The organism is Leptospira sp. B5-022, from assembly GCF_000347035.1.
GTDB classification, from domain to species: domain Bacteria; phylum Spirochaetota; class Leptospiria; order Leptospirales; family Leptospiraceae; genus Leptospira_B; species Leptospira_B cinconiae.
Genome location: NZ_ANIJ01000005.1, coordinates 1 through 16945, shown reverse-complemented (window position 1 = coordinate 16945; position 16945 = coordinate 1). Strand labels below are relative to the sequence as shown.

Annotated in this window: 16 protein-coding genes; 10 read left to right on the top strand and 6 right to left on the bottom strand. The window is 42.8% G+C overall.

Features of this window, described 5'->3' with window-relative positions; genetic code table 11:
- Positions 1–5 precede the first annotated feature (5 nt).
- From flgA to LEP1GSC192_RS00150, 4 genes are read left to right on the top strand one after another with little or no spacing between them, the layout of a single operon-like run.
- A complete protein-coding gene (gene flgA, locus LEP1GSC192_RS00165; protein WP_020767965.1) occupies positions 6–914 on the top strand; it encodes a flagellar basal body P-ring formation chaperone FlgA in 909 nt (302 codons plus the stop codon).
- Between the two features lies 1 nt (position 915).
- Entirely contained in the window at positions 916–1581 is a 666-nt protein-coding gene (locus LEP1GSC192_RS00160) for a flagellar basal body L-ring protein FlgH (protein WP_020767921.1), read from the top strand.
- On the top strand, positions 1578–2645 hold the full coding sequence (locus LEP1GSC192_RS00155) for a flagellar basal body P-ring protein FlgI (RefSeq protein WP_020767952.1): 1068 nt from the start codon (positions 1578–1580) through the stop codon (positions 2643–2645). The genes LEP1GSC192_RS00160 and LEP1GSC192_RS00155 overlap by 4 nt, the downstream gene beginning before the upstream one ends.
- Entirely contained in the window at positions 2642–3115 is a 474-nt protein-coding gene (locus tag LEP1GSC192_RS00150) for a rod-binding protein (protein WP_085988895.1), read from the top strand. Before LEP1GSC192_RS00155 ends, LEP1GSC192_RS00150 begins: the two co-directional genes overlap by 4 nt.
- 4 nt (positions 3116–3119) lie before the next feature.
- On the opposite strand, the gene LEP1GSC192_RS00145 is transcribed toward LEP1GSC192_RS00150, so the two are convergent.
- Positions 3120–3752, bottom strand: a complete 633-nt coding sequence (locus LEP1GSC192_RS00145) for a TetR/AcrR family transcriptional regulator (RefSeq protein WP_020767912.1) — start codon at positions 3750–3752, stop codon at positions 3120–3122.
- A gap of 129 nt (positions 3753–3881) precedes the next feature.
- On the opposite strand from LEP1GSC192_RS00145, the gene LEP1GSC192_RS00140 reads away from it, so the two are divergent.
- From LEP1GSC192_RS00140 to LEP1GSC192_RS00120, 5 genes are read left to right on the top strand one after another with little or no spacing between them, the layout of a single operon-like run.
- On the top strand, positions 3882–5477 hold the full coding sequence (locus LEP1GSC192_RS00140; RefSeq protein WP_020767948.1) for an FAD-dependent monooxygenase: 1596 nt from the start codon (positions 3882–3884) through the stop codon (positions 5475–5477).
- Positions 5474–6583, top strand: a complete 1110-nt coding sequence (locus LEP1GSC192_RS00135) for a VOC family protein (RefSeq protein WP_020767953.1) — start codon at positions 5474–5476, stop codon at positions 6581–6583. The genes LEP1GSC192_RS00140 and LEP1GSC192_RS00135 overlap by 4 nt, the downstream gene beginning before the upstream one ends.
- 16 nt (positions 6584–6599) lie before the next feature.
- Positions 6600–7550: a fumarylacetoacetate hydrolase family protein gene (locus tag LEP1GSC192_RS00130; protein ID WP_020767931.1), complete on the top strand. Its 951-nt coding sequence runs from the start codon at positions 6600–6602 to the stop codon at positions 7548–7550.
- Positions 7551–7555: 5 nt separating this feature from the next.
- Entirely contained in the window at positions 7556–8359 is an 804-nt protein-coding gene (locus LEP1GSC192_RS00125; RefSeq protein ID WP_036088587.1) for an SDR family oxidoreductase, read from the top strand.
- A 12-nt stretch (positions 8360–8371) separates the two neighbouring features.
- Complete coding sequence (locus LEP1GSC192_RS00120; protein ID WP_020767954.1) at positions 8372–10117, top strand: sulfatase-like hydrolase/transferase; 1746 nt, start codon at positions 8372–8374, stop codon at positions 10115–10117.
- Between the two features lie 10 nt (positions 10118–10127).
- On the opposite strand, the gene LEP1GSC192_RS00115 is transcribed toward LEP1GSC192_RS00120, so the two are convergent.
- Genes LEP1GSC192_RS00115 through LEP1GSC192_RS00095 form a run of 5 tightly spaced genes read right to left on the bottom strand, consistent with a single transcriptional unit; the run spans position 10128 to position 15354 of the window.
- Complete coding sequence (locus LEP1GSC192_RS00115; protein ID WP_157186873.1) at positions 10128–10352, bottom strand: superinfection immunity protein; 225 nt, start codon at positions 10350–10352, stop codon at positions 10128–10130.
- A 17-nt stretch (positions 10353–10369) separates the two neighbouring features.
- The gene (locus tag LEP1GSC192_RS00110) at positions 10370–12622 is read right to left on the bottom strand and encodes a YhjD/YihY/BrkB family envelope integrity protein (RefSeq protein WP_020767943.1); all 2253 of its coding nucleotides are present in this window, start codon (positions 12620–12622) and stop codon (positions 10370–10372) included.
- Positions 12619–13506, bottom strand: coding sequence for a bifunctional 2-polyprenyl-6-hydroxyphenol methylase/3-demethylubiquinol 3-O-methyltransferase UbiG (locus LEP1GSC192_RS00105; RefSeq protein WP_036088551.1), 888 nt, complete (start codon positions 13504–13506; stop codon positions 12619–12621). The genes LEP1GSC192_RS00110 and LEP1GSC192_RS00105 overlap by 4 nt, the downstream gene beginning before the upstream one ends.
- Complete coding sequence (locus LEP1GSC192_RS00100) at positions 13482–14117, bottom strand: bifunctional 2-polyprenyl-6-hydroxyphenol methylase/3-demethylubiquinol 3-O-methyltransferase UbiG (protein WP_020767883.1); 636 nt, start codon at positions 14115–14117, stop codon at positions 13482–13484. Before LEP1GSC192_RS00100 ends, LEP1GSC192_RS00105 begins: the two co-directional genes overlap by 25 nt.
- Positions 14104–15354: an ATP-grasp domain-containing protein gene (locus LEP1GSC192_RS00095; protein ID WP_020767969.1), complete on the bottom strand. Its 1251-nt coding sequence runs from the start codon at positions 15352–15354 to the stop codon at positions 14104–14106. Before LEP1GSC192_RS00095 ends, LEP1GSC192_RS00100 begins: the two co-directional genes overlap by 14 nt.
- Before the next feature lie 619 nt (positions 15355–15973).
- Here LEP1GSC192_RS00095 and LEP1GSC192_RS00090 point away from each other — a divergent pair.
- Positions 15974–16837 (top strand): flagellar hook-basal body protein, encoded by an 864-nt coding sequence (locus tag LEP1GSC192_RS00090; RefSeq protein WP_036088585.1) that lies wholly within the window; start codon positions 15974–15976, stop codon positions 16835–16837.
- Positions 16838–16945 lie beyond the last annotated feature (108 nt).

The window sequence follows — 16945 nt, the reverse complement described above, 5'->3', positions numbered from 1 at the left end:
TTTATATGAGCTTACGCTTCTTTATCTTATTCTGTGTCTTAACCGGACTTTTTGCCTCCGGTTTAGGGAAGGTAGAAGGTATGGAAGCGGTTTATCTTCGGGGGAAACTTCTTACCTCAAAAAAAGAAGTCCTACTTTCCGAAATCGCTAAACTTCCTGACGGGATGAAAGATCGGGTTGTATTAAAAAATCTGAATGCACCGACGGTCATCCGTCCTGAAAATTTGAAGGATGTTTTGGCAGGCATACCTGTTTCCGGAAAAGAAACTCTTATTTTACCTTTGGATTCGGAATTGGATCCGGAGGATCTGGAAGAAAGTCTCAAAAAGGAAGTATCTAAACTTCCTCAAGACAAAGAGGGGGATTTTAAGATCTCCTATTTGAGCGGAGAAAGAACTGTTCCGAGCCAAGGTGTGGAATTGAAATGGGCGGGACTTCCACAAGTGATCCACCCCGGACAGATAGTCGCTTCTTTGGATTTTTATTTCGAAAATAGAAAAGTGCATGCCCAAAGGATCAAATTTAAATTGGAGAGAAGAACAAACGCACTCTTCGCTAAACAAGAGATCCGCAAGGGACAAAAACTCCAGGCAGAAGATCTGGAAGAAAGAACCGTCTATATGGAAGAAACTTTTACCGATGGGATTTCCTCCAAAGATATAGGTTCCACCGCGCTTAAAGATCTGCAAATAGGGGAACTTCTCCGCAAAAAACAATTCAGGTTCTTATTCGATGTGCAAAGAGGCGGAGATGTGAATCTTGTTTATACCAAGGGAAATCTGGTCGTAAAATCGAAGACAAAAGCATTAAGTTCCGGTAATATAGGGGAGATTGTGGACGTATTTTCTCATTCCAAAGAAGGGAAAATTTCCGCAAGAGTAGTGGAGAAGGGCATAGTCCTTTTAGAAAATTGATATGATCCGAAGCCTAAAATTTTTACTTCCCGCTTTATTTTTATCCGGAATGATCGCGCTCTTTGCTCAGGATCTTTCTCAATGGCAGGATAAGAATCCTTACTCCAGAAGCCAGAATTTGAGAGTGGGATCCGCTATATTCGTAAAATTGAAAGAAGGTTTTACCGCCGAGTTCGAGATCGAATCCACTGCGGATGAGAATATCACGATCAAGGCAGTTCCCGATAAAAAAGTGATCCCTGATAATCCTGCGTATAATACGGACCGCACGATCGTTCGTAAGAATAAAGGTAAGATCAAGTCACTCGGAAAATTGAAAGGAAATCTAACCGCTGTTGTGACTGCAGTGGATGCGAATACAGGACTTTTGACCTTGCAAGGACAACGTTCCTCTACGTACAATGGGGAACCTTCCCAAGTAATTTTGACCGGAAGACTGTCTCCGGAATTTATTGCGAGAGATAATTCCGTGGATGCGGACCGTATTGCGGATTTGCAGATCCAATTTACCGGTAGGATCGAACCGAAAAATCTACAGCCTCCTATTACTTTAAAGACGATCAATAATCCTGATGGAACGGTGACTGTCAAAGCCGAACTTTCGGAAGAAGAAAAACAAAGATATATTCTGGAACAATTGAACCGTTTATTGGGAGAGTCCAGATGAAAAAAGTAGTTTTACTTTTTATAATATTCTCGGTATCTCTTTCCGCGGCCGAAGTCCGTTTGAAAGATTTGGCTAAGATAGAAGGGATCAGAGATAATCAGATAACAGGATACGGGATCGTAGTCGGACTTCCGGGAACCGGGGATTCTAAAACTCCGATGACCAGCGAGAGTATGAAAAATTACCTCAAGAACCTGGGAGTGGATGCGAATCTAAAGCCGGAACAGACTAAAAACATCGCATCCGTATTAATCACCGCTAATATTCCTTCTTATGCCCGCAAAGGAGACAGGTTGGATGTGACTGTTTCTTCTATCGGAGATGCAAAATCGTTGGAAGGAGGAGTTCTTCTCCAGTCTCCTTTAAAAACAGCGAACGACAAAATTTATGCGGTTGCAAGCGGTGTGATCTCTTTCGGCGGAAAGGAGAATAACGCCGGAGGTTTAGGAAGAGCTTCTAAAAAAACCGTCGGAATTGTCCACGCGGGTGCAATCGTAGAAACGGAACTCAAAGAAGATTTTTTTTCGAACCAAAGAGTGGTCATTCGATTGAATAGCCAAGACTTCTCCTTGATGAATAATGTAGTCAATCGAATCAAAGAAACCGTTCCGGAAAAATTCGGACTAAAAGCGGAGTCCATCCAAGCATTGACACCTTCCGAGATCGTGATCGAAGTCGGCGCGGGCTTCTCTGCAAAATCCCCGGGACTTCTAAACCTTCTATCCGATCTGGAAAACATCACTGTGGAATCTAGTCCAAAAGCAAAAGTAGTCATCAACGAAAGATCCGGTGTTATTGTGATGGGGGGAAATATCAGTATAGATGAGGTGGCAGTTGCCAGATCTGGCCTAAGTCTTTCCGTTGCGGATAAGAACAGAAGACCGACCAGGCTAAGCGGAGAAAAACCCCCTACAAAAGAATCTTTCGTGATAGAGGAGGCTACTCAGGTCTCCGATGTGGTGGAAGCATTGAACAAGGTTGGGGCCTCGACAAGAGACATTATCGCAATTTTAGAAGCATTGAAGGCGGCCGGTGCACTTCATGCGGAATTGGAGATACAATAATGATAGATAAAATCCAAGACTATCGATCTAAATTGGATCTTACCGAAAAACCGGAAGTACAAAGGCTTTTACGTGAAGAGAAGAATATAAAGCCGGGCCAAAGTTTTCCGGACCAATTGAGAGAAGAATTTAATAGTATTCTCTCCGGAAAGGTTTCTTCTTCCGAGGTGAAAATGCCTCATAATATCAAGGAAGAGATTTCCGCAGATCCGTACCGTAAAAAATTATTCGATGCTTCCGTGGAATTCGAATCCATTTTCGTGAAGATGATGTTGAAAGAAATGAAATCCACAGTCCACAAGTCCGGACTCATTGACGGAGGATATGCGGAAGAAATTTTCGAAGATATGCTCTATGACGAGTATTCCAAGAATCTATCTGCGAATTCTTCTTTGGGACTTGCGGAGCAGATCTATCAGTCTTTATCTTCTAATCTTCCGCCGATCTCTAAACTGGATTCGAAAGTATAATCGATCATTCTTCTTTCCAGGCTCTTTCGAACCCTTTGGAAGCAAGTTTTTTCGCGATCTCGATCTTCACTCCATAACCTCTGAGTACCAGGGTCATCATTTCTCTATCGTGTAATTTATTTTTCGCTCTCCCTTCTAATATGTTCCTGATCCCGTAATGTAAGGATCCCACAAAAAGTCCGAGTGCGGTTTCCGTAGATTCAATGGAGAATTTTCCGGACGTTATTCCTCTCTGTAGATCCCTCAACGGATAACTTAAAAGTATATCGCTCATTCTAGGTGTGACTGCTGCGACGCGGATAAGGGCCCAAGCCCAATTCGAATCCATTCTTGCTTTTTTGAAAAAGTATATTCCCGCTAGCGCCATTCGTTCTGCGGGATCATCCATATCTCCCATGATCGTCTCCACTTCGGAAGCAAGAGATTCTATCAAAGTTAACGAGGAAGCTTCTAAAAGTTCTTCTTTGGTTTTGAAATGATTATAAAAGGTTCCATTTGCAATTTCAGCTTCCGCAATCACATCCGAGATAGAAGCTTCTCCTGCATCTTTTCTTGCAAAAAGTTTGAGAGCGGCTTTCAGGATTTGAAGCCGAGTTCGCTCTCTTTTCGGCAGTAGTTTTTTGTGCGGCGAGGTCATAAGATATCACTTGCGGATCTATAATTTGACACAACCATTTTTGATAAATTTATCAAAAATGGTCATTTCCTTCTTTTTCTTATTTAAAATAATTGACGATTTTATCAATTTTGATTAGTGTTTCATTTTATGAAAGAGATCGAGGAACTGGAGAAGCCCAACGTTTTGATCGTAGGTGCGGGTCCGGTAGGAGTTCTTACTGCGAACTTGTTAGGAAGTGAAGGAATTCCAGTCCTTCTAATAGATCAGAATCCAGGTATTTTGGAAATTCCCCGAGCCATTTCCCTGGACCAAGACGCTTTGAGAATTCTCCAGGCTTCCGGGCTGGGAGAAGAAGCTTCTAAAATTATGCCTTCCATTTCCTGGGTCGAAATGATCTCTCCGTACGTGGGAACGTTAGCTAAAATCAATTCTATGGGATCTATGGACGGACATCCGCGTTTGGTTTCCATTTATCAGCCGGACTTGGAGAGACTTCTTAGAAAGGGCCTCGAAAGATTCGATCACGTAAAACTTTGGTCGGACTGTACTTATTTAACCCATATAGAATCGGACTCGGAAGTTATCGTAAAAGTAAAATGTAACGGAACTACGTATAGAATTTCGACGGGTTTTCTTTTAGGATGTGACGGTGCTCATAGTCAGGTCCGTGAAAAACAAGGATGGAAACTGAAAGGTTCAGCTTACAAGGAAGATTGGCTGATCTTAGATGTAGATGATCTGCCTAACGCTCTAGAAAAGGTCGAATTTATCTGCGATCCTAAAAGACCTATCGCCCATGTGCCTGGTCCTGGAAAATCCCAACGCTGGGAGTTTCTCCTTAGGAACGGGGAAAGCAGAGAAGAGATGGAGAAGCCGGAAAAGGTCGCGGAACTCATTCGTCCTTGGGGAGAACTCTCTTCCATGAAGGTTCAGAGAAAAGCAGTTTATCGATTCCAAGCAAAGACTGCGGAATGTATGGGGAAGGGAAGGGTATTCTTGCTTGGAGATGCCGCTCATTTAACTCCTCCATTCGCCGGACAAGGTTTGGTGAGCGGTATGAGGGACTCCTTCAATCTTTCCTGGAAAATTGCATCCGTTTTACGTAAACAAGCCTCGAAAGATATACTTTCCAGTTACAATGTCGAGAGAAAACCACATGCAAAAAAAATGATACGTTTGGCCGTGTTTTTGGGTTCGATTATCATGACTAGAAGTAGGATCGCAGCCTTTTTCAGGGATTTTTTGATGAAGTTCCTATCTTTTACTCCTGCTCGTCCCTATTTATCGGATCTGAGATTAAAACCGGATAATTCTTTCAGCAAAGGTCTATTTTTAAAGAAGAATACATTAAGAAATTCTTCTATTTCTCCAGGATCCATTTTCCCGCAAGCGCCTCTCAGATCAAGAGAAGGGAATTGGGAATTGTCGGATTCTATATTAGGCCCAAATCTCTGTCTTGTCGGTTACGGAGTTCATTCTTCCCGTATATTAAGCCAATCTTGCGTTGAGATTTGGAAAAAAATGGGAGGAAGAATATTATATATTTCGAATCAACAACAGGCTTCAGAGATTGTCTCTAATTCGGTTGAAGACGTTACTTCTTCTTTTTTGAAATATTTCGGCGGCGCGGATCGATTTGCGATCGTTCGTCCGGATAAGATTGTCGCAGCAGTTTTTTATGGAAAGGATGCGGACGATACTATTTTGAGATTTGCAGAAATCTACCAAGGGAAAACGCCATGAAACAATTACCGTCCGAATGCCCTGTAAGATCGAAGGATCCCGTAAGTAAGGCGAGAGATATTGCATACGTTAGGCTAGGAAGGAAAAATCTAGAATTGGCCGCCGAATACTATCAGGATTTTGGGCTTTCTACCTTTGAAGTATCAAAGGAAAGAATTTTGTTTCGTGGCTTTAGCTCCAATCTGCCCTGTTGGTCTTTGGAAAAGGCCGACAGGGACTTTTTGCTAGGACTCGGATTATATATATCTTCTGCGGAAGAATTCGAAAGGTTAAGAAGAATGGACGGAGCCGAGGTCCGGCCTTTGGGAAGATTCGGCAGCGGTCATTTTCCGACGGTGACGATTCAGGATCCATCCGGCCTTCCAGTGGATGCGGTATTACTTCCTTCTTCTTTGGAAGAAATGGAAAGGAATAGAAGATCTAGAAATTGGAATAGTGACGGAAAGGTCACACGTAAAAATCAGCCCCAGCCGTATGACGTGGGACCCGCTAAAGTGAATCGTTTGGGACATGCAGTTTTTTTAAAACAGGAATTTTTAAAGAATGCGCAATGGTATTGCGACGTATTCGGTATGATCCCATCCGATATACAAATACTTCCGGAATCCAAGGAACCGGTGATCGCCTTTTTGCGATGCGATTTGGGAGAAAAACTCACCGATCATCATACTATTGTGATCGCCTCCGGAATAGACGATAGATTGGAACATTGTGCTTTCGAGTTGGAAGATTTGGATGAAGTCGCTAAGGGCCGGGAATGGCTTTTGAGAAGAGGTTGGAAGCCTGCTTGGGGAATCGGAAGGCATATTTTGGGAAGCCAGATATTCGATTATCAGAGAGATCCAAGCGGAATGCTCGTGGAACATTATACGGACGGAGATAAATTCGACGATACGGTTCCGGTAGGCTTTCATCCTATCAGCAGGGAGAGTCTGTACCAATGGGGACAGGATATGCCCGAGGACTTTTTGGATACGGAACTTTCTGTAGATAAGTTAATTCAGCTTGTAAAAGGTATATTCTCGGGGAGAAAGATCGAGTTGAAGAGACTGATGGAATTGAAAAAGGTCGCCGAACTATCTCCGAGAAGTTGGATTAAATATTAAGAATAAGGAATGAACTATGGCTAGGAATTACGTACGTTTCCGAAAAGATGAACGGATAGATTGGGCAAAATTCACTGAAGGTAAGGTGTATCCTCTCGAAATAGGGGACTTGGATACGCGCAAATTTTTGGAATTCTCCAAGAAGGATAGTTCTAATCCGGGATCCAAGAGTTATAAACTTTCGGAAGTAACATTACTTTCTCCGATTTCTTCACCTTGTCAAATCGTCTGCCAAGGTGCGAATTATAGACAACATCTGATAGAATCCGGACTTGATCCGGACGATAAGAGTTATAATCTTTTTTTTACCAAATCGGACGCATCCTTGACTTCTCCGATGGGAGAAGTGATCCGACCTAAACATGTCAAACTTCTGGATTATGAGATTGAACTCGGTCTTGTTTTCGGGAAATCCATAAATTCTTATACGGAAGTGAATTCCGGGAATATATCGGAATATGTGGCCGCTATCTTTATGGCGAACGATGTATCAGCAAGAGATATACAACTTCCCCAATTGCAGTGGTATAAGGGAAAATCTTACCGAACTTTTCTGCCGGCGGGGCCGGTGTTGGCTGTTTTGGAGCCGGGAGACTTTGAGTTACTGAATAGTCTGGAATTGACCTTGCTTGTGAACGATCGAGTCAGGCAACATGATACGATTTCCAATTTGGTATTCAAACCGGAGGAAACTATCACTGAACTATCTAGTTTTTGTAATGTATCCCCCGGCGACGTTTTGTTGACCGGCACTCCTTCCGGATGCGCACTTAGAGCTCCGGGCAAAATGGTGCAAAAGATCGCCGGTCTTCTTTCCGAAAGAAAGAAATGGGAACTTTTCGTCAAAGGGCAAAGTAAAAGGTCCCAGTATTTACAGCCTGGGGATATGATTCGTTCTTTCATACGGACTGCTGATCGTAGGATCGATCTGGGAGACCAATTCTTAAAGGTGGTCCAAGAATCGTGAGCAGGATCCATTCTTTTTTTAAAGATAAGGTGGTTTGGATTACCGGAGCATCTTCCGGAATAGGGGAGGCATTGGCAGCCGAGTTGAAAGATACCGGTGCTAAATTAATTCTTTCTGCAAGAAGAAAAGAAGAATTAATACGAGTAAAAGAAGCATTAGGAAAAACTGATGAAAACTGTTTGGTTCTTCCTTTCGATTTGGAAAAGTATTCTTCTATCGAAAGTTTGCCCGATCGAGCGATCCGCAAATTCGGTAAAGTAGACGTTCTGATCAATAACGGAGGGATTAGCCAACGATCTTTGGCCCACGAGACCTCTATGTCCACCTACAAGTCCATTATAAATATCGACTTTTTCGGAAATATAGCTCTTTCTTTGGCCATACTTCCTCATTTTCGTAAGAGAAAACAAGGTTGGATCGTATCCGTCTCCAGTGTTGCTGGAAAGTTTGGAGTCCCTCTTCGGACCGGATACTCAGCGGCAAAATTCGCTTTATCGGGATTTTATGAGGCGCTTAGGGCGGAGAATTCTAAAGAAAATCTGAAAGTGCTGCTGGTCTATCCCGGATTCGTACGGACTAAAATTTCGGAAAATGCCTTTTCCGGAAACGGAACCAAACATGGAAAATTAGATCCAGGAATCCGGACTGGGATCGGAGCGGATGAATGCGCGAAAGAGATCCTGAGTGCGATCGCCTTGGAAAAAAACGAGATAGTGATTGCAGGCCTAAAGGAAAAATTCGGGATCTTTCTGCATAAATATTTTCCGAAAATTTTTGCTTATCGACTCTCAAAAGCAAGAGTGGTTTGAGGGATTTCTGATATGAAGAGAATTGATCGGAAAACTTTTTTGATCTCGGCTGGGTTAGTCGGTCTTTCTGGGATCGGTTTAACATACGGTTGGAAAAACGATTACCTAGCTAAAAGGACCCGTGGAAGATTTAAGAAAAGAAAATCGAGGCAGCCCAATATACTCTTCATATTGACGGACCAAGAGAGACATCCTTCGTTACTTCCTTCCGGCTTAAAACTTACTCATCGAGAAAGATTGTACGAAAAAGCCACCCGCTTCTCCGGCATGCAAAACGTTTCCGGTTTGTGTTCGATGGCGAGAGGAAATATTTATACGGGACTCCATTATCAGTATAACGGGGTTTACGAAAACGTTCCGATCCCTTTTGCTCACGGCTTATATTCTCATGTTCCTACTATCGGAACTATGTTCCAGGATCTTGGATATGAGACCGCATATTTCGGAAAATGGCATCTAACACATCTTCCTTGGGACAGGCCGATGGGAAAAGAAAAGATGAGTTCTTTGTTCCGTGATTACGGTTTTGAAATAACCGATCAAGACTCCGAAATAGAAGGGGTCCAGGGAGGTTATAAGAAGGATCGTAAAACCGCTCTTGCCGCAGTCGAATTCCTTTCAAAAAGAAAGAATGCCGACAAACCTTGGTTTGCCGCAGTAAATTTTTTAAATCCTCACGATATCATGTTCTTTCTAGCGAGTAAACTACAGTTGGAAACGTACGTTTTTAATCCTATGATCGGAGAAAGTATATCTAAAGCTCCGGTCCATTCCTTATATTCCGAAAATTTAGGATTTCCTTTACCTCTAAATTTCGGAGCGAAAGGGGATTTTGACAAACCGAAGGCTCATCAGATCTTTAAGGATGTTATGGACGTTACTTTAGGTCGGATACCGTTAGATGATATAGAAGGGTGGAGGAATCACGAAAATTACTATTTGAATTGTTTAAGGGATGTAGATTCTCATATCGGGACCGTCTTAGACGTATTAGATGATATCGGTTTTTGGGACAATACGGTAGTGGTCTTCAGTTCGGATCATGGGGAACTATCAGGCTCACACGGATTAAGAGGAAAAGGAAATACTATTTATAGAGAAAGTGCATCCGTTCCTTTTGCGATTTATCATCCGGATATCAAAAATGGAAACGATACGAAAGCACTTGCCAGCCAGATAGACATTGTTCCGACCTTACTCGGTTTTGCCGGTCTCTCGTTGGAAGAAAGGCAAGAACAGTTCCCAGATCTGAAAGGTGTGGACCTGAGTCCGGCTATGTCTCCAGGAAATCGTAAAGATATAAATGCAGCAGGAAGAGATTCGGCGTTATATCAATGGGACAGCAGGGTGTACGGTTCCGTAGAAACAGCAGAACAGATTGCGAAAGCTTTTCAGGAGAATGGTTATCGTCGGGTTTGGAAACTTCTCAATCTTCCTATCATCAAAGGAATGAAGGAGAGGCATTCGATGAGAGGGATATTCGACGGGAGATATAAATTCGCCAGATACTTCCGCCCATTGGACCATTCCCTCCCGAAAACGGAGAAGGATCTATTAGAAAATCATGATTTAGAATTATATGATACGAAGAACGATCCTTTGGAAAGAATGAATATCGCAAATTTGCCGAAAAACAGGGCTTTGGTATGGGAAATGGCCCAAAAGTTAAATGCCTTATTTAAAAAGGAAGTAGGAGAAGACGATGCTAGAATGTTGCCTGGCCCCGGTCTCCTTTGGACCCGCCGATCTCTAAACTAGATTAAAAAGTTTATTCTTTCATAGGGTCTTTTTCGGATTTTAAGACACAGAGGATCAAAGCGACTATCCAACCGATAATAGTCCATCCTAAAAACAGATTAAGGATCGGGATCAATATTAGGTTCTTCTTTTTGATTATTGCTACGATAGTCGGAACAAAATAAAGCCCGATCAAAGGAAGAAGGAACACAATTTCAATGATGCCTAAATTACCCAAGAAAAGACCCAATATCATAATAACCTCTAATTTTACTATTCGATTAGATCCCTAAAGCAGACGGAGTCTAAGTCTTTTTGTAGGGAAGATTCCGCTTTATCCATTTTTTCCCGAACCTTATCAGGATAGATATGGAAAGACGGATCTTCTTTTAAAAGTGGTTCCGGTATCCTGCGATAAAAATCTCCGAGAGTCAGATCTTCACCCGATACAACAGGCAACCAGGCTCCTCCTTCATTCGTTTCAACCAGAAGTCCAACTTCTGATAATGTTTTAGTGAGCCTAGGAATTTCTTCCGCATGAAGTCCAGATTTGACGGCAAGGTCACCGTTTCGAGGAGCGATCTTACTTTCTTTTTGGACCGAGTAGACCGCTTTTAAAACTCCGATCAACTTTCTGAATTCGTAACTAAAGGCAGTATGATGTTCTTCTATCAATTGGAAGGGGGCGTAATATCTTTCCGGATATTGTACGCAAGCGGTCACTTCCGCTCCGAATAGAACAATGAGAGATAAGGAATACACGCCGATCAAGAAGATAGGGATCGAGGCGAGGGCCTTATAAACAATCATCGTGGTTTCGGAGAAGGAGGTGATGTATACTTGGAATCCATAAAGAAAAATCAAAAAGATCACGCTAGTGAAACCAGCTCCCCAAGACGAAGCTCGGATCGGGACTTTTGTGTTCGGGATCAACGTGAATAACGCCAAGAAGAAAAGCCAGATCCCGATCAAAGGGAAGAAGAATTTTAGAATATTATAAGGTGAGAATACCGACTCTCCTCCTTGCAGGATGACTGTCTCGTATTTCACATCCTTGTATTCGGAAAGACTGATTTTTCTATATTCTCCGATATTCAATAATCTGAATCTTCCGTTCGCACTTCTATCCAATAATCCGGAAGCGAATACCTTACCTTTTACGGGAATATAAAAAGTATTCCAATGCTCTCCACCGTCTATGGAGACCAGAATATTTCCAAGAGCGTCCAGAAGAAAAATATCCGCTGATTCTTCATTTTCTATGGACCAAACTTTGCTAAATGTGTATCTTTTATGGCTGAGATTTTTCCAAGAGTATCCACCATCTTCCGTTTTAAAAACGGAACCTCTTTCTCCAGTGACAAAAAGTTCTCCCGGCCTGATCCTATGGATATCCTTTAATCCGTGACCTGTGATCTTAGTGGCATTCCAAGTATAACCGCTGTCTTCACTCTTCCAAACATTCCCGTCTTCATCAACAATGTATCCTAAATACGGTTCGGGAAAATATACACGATTTGCTCGGATTTTTAGAACATTCGTGAATACCGGCTTATAACTTCTTCCTTGGGTGAAAAAATGTAGGACTTCCCCATTGGAGAAGATCAAATAAAAATTCCCTTCGTTGATATATTCAAAATCTTTAAAATTGCAATTGTCGAAATAGATCGCATTCCAGACGGAACCGTCTACGGGTTTGGAGAGAAATAATCCTTTTTCGGAAAGAGCATACACTTTTCCGTCTTTAACGGAAACTCGGACGAAGTTTTCCTTAGAGATGTCCGGTTTTTCGCAAAAATCCACACGAACCCCGAAAGAATCTACGCAGCGGATATTTTTTAGATCTATATCCTTCTCATCCAAATAATAGTCCCGTTTGAGGCCGGAATCCATTCGAAAGAGTGTGCCGTTCTCGCCAGAGATCCAGATATGATTTTCCGCATCCTTATCCATGCTCAGATAATGGGGAGGGCGGAATACATCGGTTACCTTTTTAGCAAGATTATCCCCGATCACCAATAGAAGAGGACCGATAGAAAGAACAAAAAAGTAAAATACGAATTCTTGTAGAACGGATCTTTTTTCTTCTATCCTCCAGATGGAGTTAAACGAATTCTCCAAGGACCTTAAGACGGTGGTTGCGGAAAATACCAAAAGGATGAAGCCGATGGCGCCTATTTGTCTGGCTGCATCGATCAATTCTCCCAGAGTGTCCAAATACGGATTTATATCTAAATTGATATTACTAACCAGAAAAAACGCATTAATTTTATCGAATATTTCTTCCTTACGATTGTCCAATCCGGAAGTGATCGTCAGTAGGGAAAGGGCCACTACAAGCATCGGGATTAAGGATACGATCGTAGTATAAGAAATACCGGAAGCCTTTATGAGACATTCGTCTTTGGCAAAACGATAGGCGGAAGCAGCCAGAACACGAACCGTAAAGTTCAGTTTCCTTCCTAAACCTGCGTCCGGAATATAATCGAAAAATCTACTGTACTTTGTATTCGGATGGGAATTCATTTCTTAATCGCGTAATGCACCATAGACGAAGTGAGCGGTATTCCTTTTTTGGAAAGTTTACTTTTGAAATGGTAAAAAGAGATCCGGAACCATTTCAAATAATCCGTCCATCTGGAAAAACTTCCCCTGGATTTTAAAAGTTTGGCGGAAAGAGGGAAGTCCACTCCGAGGTAGGTAATCTGTCTTTCGAATCCTCGTACGGCAAGAATTTTCCGAAGGATTTTTGCAGAATAATAATACACATGACCCGGCAAATAATAGTGATAATTTTTACCGGCTTCTATGGCCTGCCAGGCGTCAAAATTCGCGGTTTGGATGAGAAGTAAACCGCCGGGTTTTAGGATCTTGGAAAGTTTATTAAAAACTTCCTTTGGGTTTTCTAAATGTTCGATCACTTCGATCAAGGTGATCACATCGAAAAAATTTTCCGGAATGTCCGCATCTAAGAATTGACCCTGCCAAATCTTGAAACCTCTCGCTTCCGCTTGTTTGGCGGAAAAAGGAGAAATTTCCACACCGTAAGGTATGAATCCTTTTTCTTTAGCGCATTCTAAAAAACCTCCGAAAGAACAACCGATATCCAAAAAATTCCCGGAAGATTTGAACTTGGAAATATTTTTTAAGCGGGCAAACCAAACATATCGATCGAATTTTTCGGTCTGTCTTTCGTCCCTATACGTGAATTCCTGGTTACCCGTATAATATTCTTCCGTATATAACGACTCGGGTTCCGGTCTTGGAAATTGGGCTTGGAAGCCGCAGGTTTTACAAATTTGTATCGGGAGATCGAACTTATTAAATTCCGATCTGTATAAAGGTTCCCAGTCGCAGTCCCCGGCGAGAGGACATTCTTCTTGGATTATTTTTGGGCGAGAAAGATCCAATGACAAATCCTCTCATCCAATTTTCCTAATGGAGTTCTTTCCGTATAACCGATCTCAAAGGAAGAAAAATTTTTCAGAAGAGCCTGCACATCTTCTTTGGAATAGAACCAAGTGGCGCCACCCGCAAGATCCGTTGTTCCGATTTTTCCTTTATCCGCTTTAAGATGTGTGTCTCCTTCCGCTCTTACGGAGGCTGCGAGATAACCTCCTTTTTTTAGAATACGGAAGGTATCATCTAACATAGATTTGGCGAGATCCGGAGAATTATAATGTAAAACTCCCCAGCTGACGATAAGATCGAAGTTCTCCTCTTCAAAAGGATAAGGAGGGGAATTTAAAAGAAACGTTTTGGCCCATGGATAAGATTCCTTCACGGATTGGATGGAATTTTCGCTATAATCCGCAGCATACACTTCATATCCGAAATCTTTTAAAAGAACACAATGCCTGCCGGAACCGGTTCCGAAATCCAAAGCCTTAGGAGAAGGGGAAGAAGCAGGGAATTTAGAGATCATCCGAACTAAGTTTTCATCCGGATACGAAAGTTTTGCCTTGGGCCTAGTATAATGAGTTTCCCAAACTTCTTTAGAAGGATGATCAGCGGGCTTCATATTCCGCCTTCAAACGGTTTTTCACACTACCATTCCATTCCTCTTCCGAAGAAGACACCTTCGACTTTAAACAAAGGACTCTGGTCCTTGTTTCATTTCCTAAAGAGGTGTCCAGTTTAGAACCAAGTTCTTTCAGATTTTGGTTCAAAAGAATTGTTTCACCGTAATTTGTTGGAAAGTTTTCCCAGGATTTTAGGACGGAAATACCTCTGGGTGGAATATCAAAACGGACTTGAGATTTTAGTTTTTTAGGAATTTCTAAACTAGAAGGCGGAGGAGTAATCGGCTCTCCCACCAAAAGTTTGACCAGGTTGGTAAAATAATCGTAACCGGAATAACCTGGCACAAGAACATCCGCCAGATATTCACCGCCCACTTCGGGAGCGGCTTCGATCAGAACGAGATCTCCATTCTCATCCGATCTGAATTCGGCCACAAATGGACAATTTTTCAAACCTGTGGCCTTTACGATCGCCCTACATAACATCTTGATCTCGCCTTCCAATTCGGATTTAGGAAAGGGGAGTCTATGAGCGGCTTCCAAAAAAGGGGGAAAAGAAGAAGTTTCCTTTAAGGAAATATTTACCAGATGAAAATCGGATTCATCCACCAATCCTAAAACGGTATATTCAGGACCTGGAATATATTCTTCCAAAAGCCAGGTTTCCGGATGAGGAGAATTCGCAGAAGTTTTTGACTTGGGTTGTTTTTTGGGAGATATTAGATTAGAAATGGATTTCAGATCGGAATCGGATTCCACGAGTTGGATCCCGGATTTACCGCTTCCTTGGCTGGGTTTTAAGATCCAGGGATACGGAAAAGATTTGGATTTAGCCTTGATCTCCGATGCCGGTATCTCTCTTGGGACTCTAATCCCTTTTGGGGCTAGAGTTTCCTTTAAGATTTGTTTATCAGAAAATTTTAATACGGATTCCGTACTTGCGTATCTCAGTTTGAGTTTTTCCGCAAGATAGGCGGTGCTATACGTCGCCTTTCCGAAGGACCTTGTGCCGATACCGACGATCGGAGTAGGTAAAGGATTTTCCGCGACTGCTCTTAAGATCCTTCTGTATTCGAAAGTGGACTCGATGATCCGCAAGCTTGCCATCGCAAACCCGGGGGCCTTATCGTTTTTATCCACTGCGGCTACTTCCAAGCCCAGGGCTTTTGCAGCAGAGATCAAGGGTAACTGGTTTTTACCGGCTCCTAAGGAGAGAAAATACCCTTTTTTCTTCATCCCATGGATAAATAGTCCTCAGAACAGTAGATGTCAAAGGTTTTTTAGGAATGAGACAAAATACAGCCTCTTGTAGGACCTCCTACAGAGTTTGGGAAGAAGGCCCCCGCCCGAGTTTTGGGTGGAGGAGGAGGGCCCGTGGGAGGTTCCTTCTTGGCTCTATATCAGATAATTTTCAATCTTTCAAGTTCAGTTTGCAGTCCTCTGGGATGGAATGTAGATTCTGAATTCCGGCCTGACCGGGTTTTGATTGAAATTTTCCTTCGGGTTACTGCGCTTAAATGCAACGCGATGATTTTAGTTAAGCTTTCGATTCATACGAATGGCTTGAATTACAGCTTTCCTCTCGTTTGGCCTTCGGCCACCGACTCGCTTCACGATCGTTGCCTCTCCCTACGGGTCGCTGCGCCAGGGATGCGAAGGGCTTGTCCCACCGAAGGTGGGATGAGGCGGGCTCGCCGAACCCGTAGCAGCCCGGTCCCGCCGAAAGGCGGGAGGCGCCAAACCTTAAATCTTAGGAATGGTAGGAACTCCTTCTTATTTTTTCTTTTTATGTCTTCAAAAGCGTAATGGGATTTTTGCAAAACTCCGATCCTTAAATAGAGCAGGAGAAAGTAGAATGTTAAGAGGAATGTACACCGGATCCAACGGGATGATCGTGCAGCAGACGCGCATGGACGTTATCTCCAACAATCTTGCAAACGTGGACAAGACTGCATTCAAAAGGGACACAACGTTGTTCAAAACTTTTCCGGAACTTCTGATCCATCGATTCAATGAGGACGGAGTAGGTAAGGTGCCTATGGGTTCCTTCGATACGGCTCCCGTGGTCGGCAAACTCGGGTTAGGCGCCGAAGTGAATGAAATTTATACAAGATTCGAACAAGGGGCTGTGAAGAAGACGGACAATCCTTTCGACATGATGCTGCAAGATAGGCCTGGCACGGAACATCCCGCATTTTTTAGCGTATTGACCAATAGAGGTGAAAGACTTTCTCGCTCCGGGGCTTTCGTTTTGGATACGAACGGCTATTTGGTGACTCCTCAGGGTTTTCCTCTGATGGGTGAGAACGGGCCGATCAAAGTCGCTCGCGGAAATTTTTTAATCAAAGAAAATGGAGAAGTTTGGATCAACGGAGAAATCGGTAACGATCCTCGTAATTCCGTTGGAGCCGATAAGAATAGATTCGAAACTCCTGTTCTTTTGGATCGTATCAAGATCCGCACTGTGGAAAATCCTCGTCACTTAGATAAAGAAGGCGACTCTTTTTATAACGATACCCCCGAGTCGGGCGAGCCAAGACCTTTTCTTTTGGAAGAAGAACCGAATCTTCTACAAGGTTATTTAGAAGCTTCTAATGTGAGTGTCGTAACTGAAATGGTGGAGATGATCGAAGTGAACCGTTCTTACGAAGCGAATCAGAAGACCGTTCAGACTCAGGATCAGATGTTAGGGAAACTTCTGAACGATGTGCTGAGGTAGTAATCCCTTCCTCTCAATCCGAACCGCCTCCTTCATCCCGGCTCTCGGATTGACAGCAAAAGCATCCCTATCTCTACACCTCATTCCTTCGTTGGCATCATCACCATC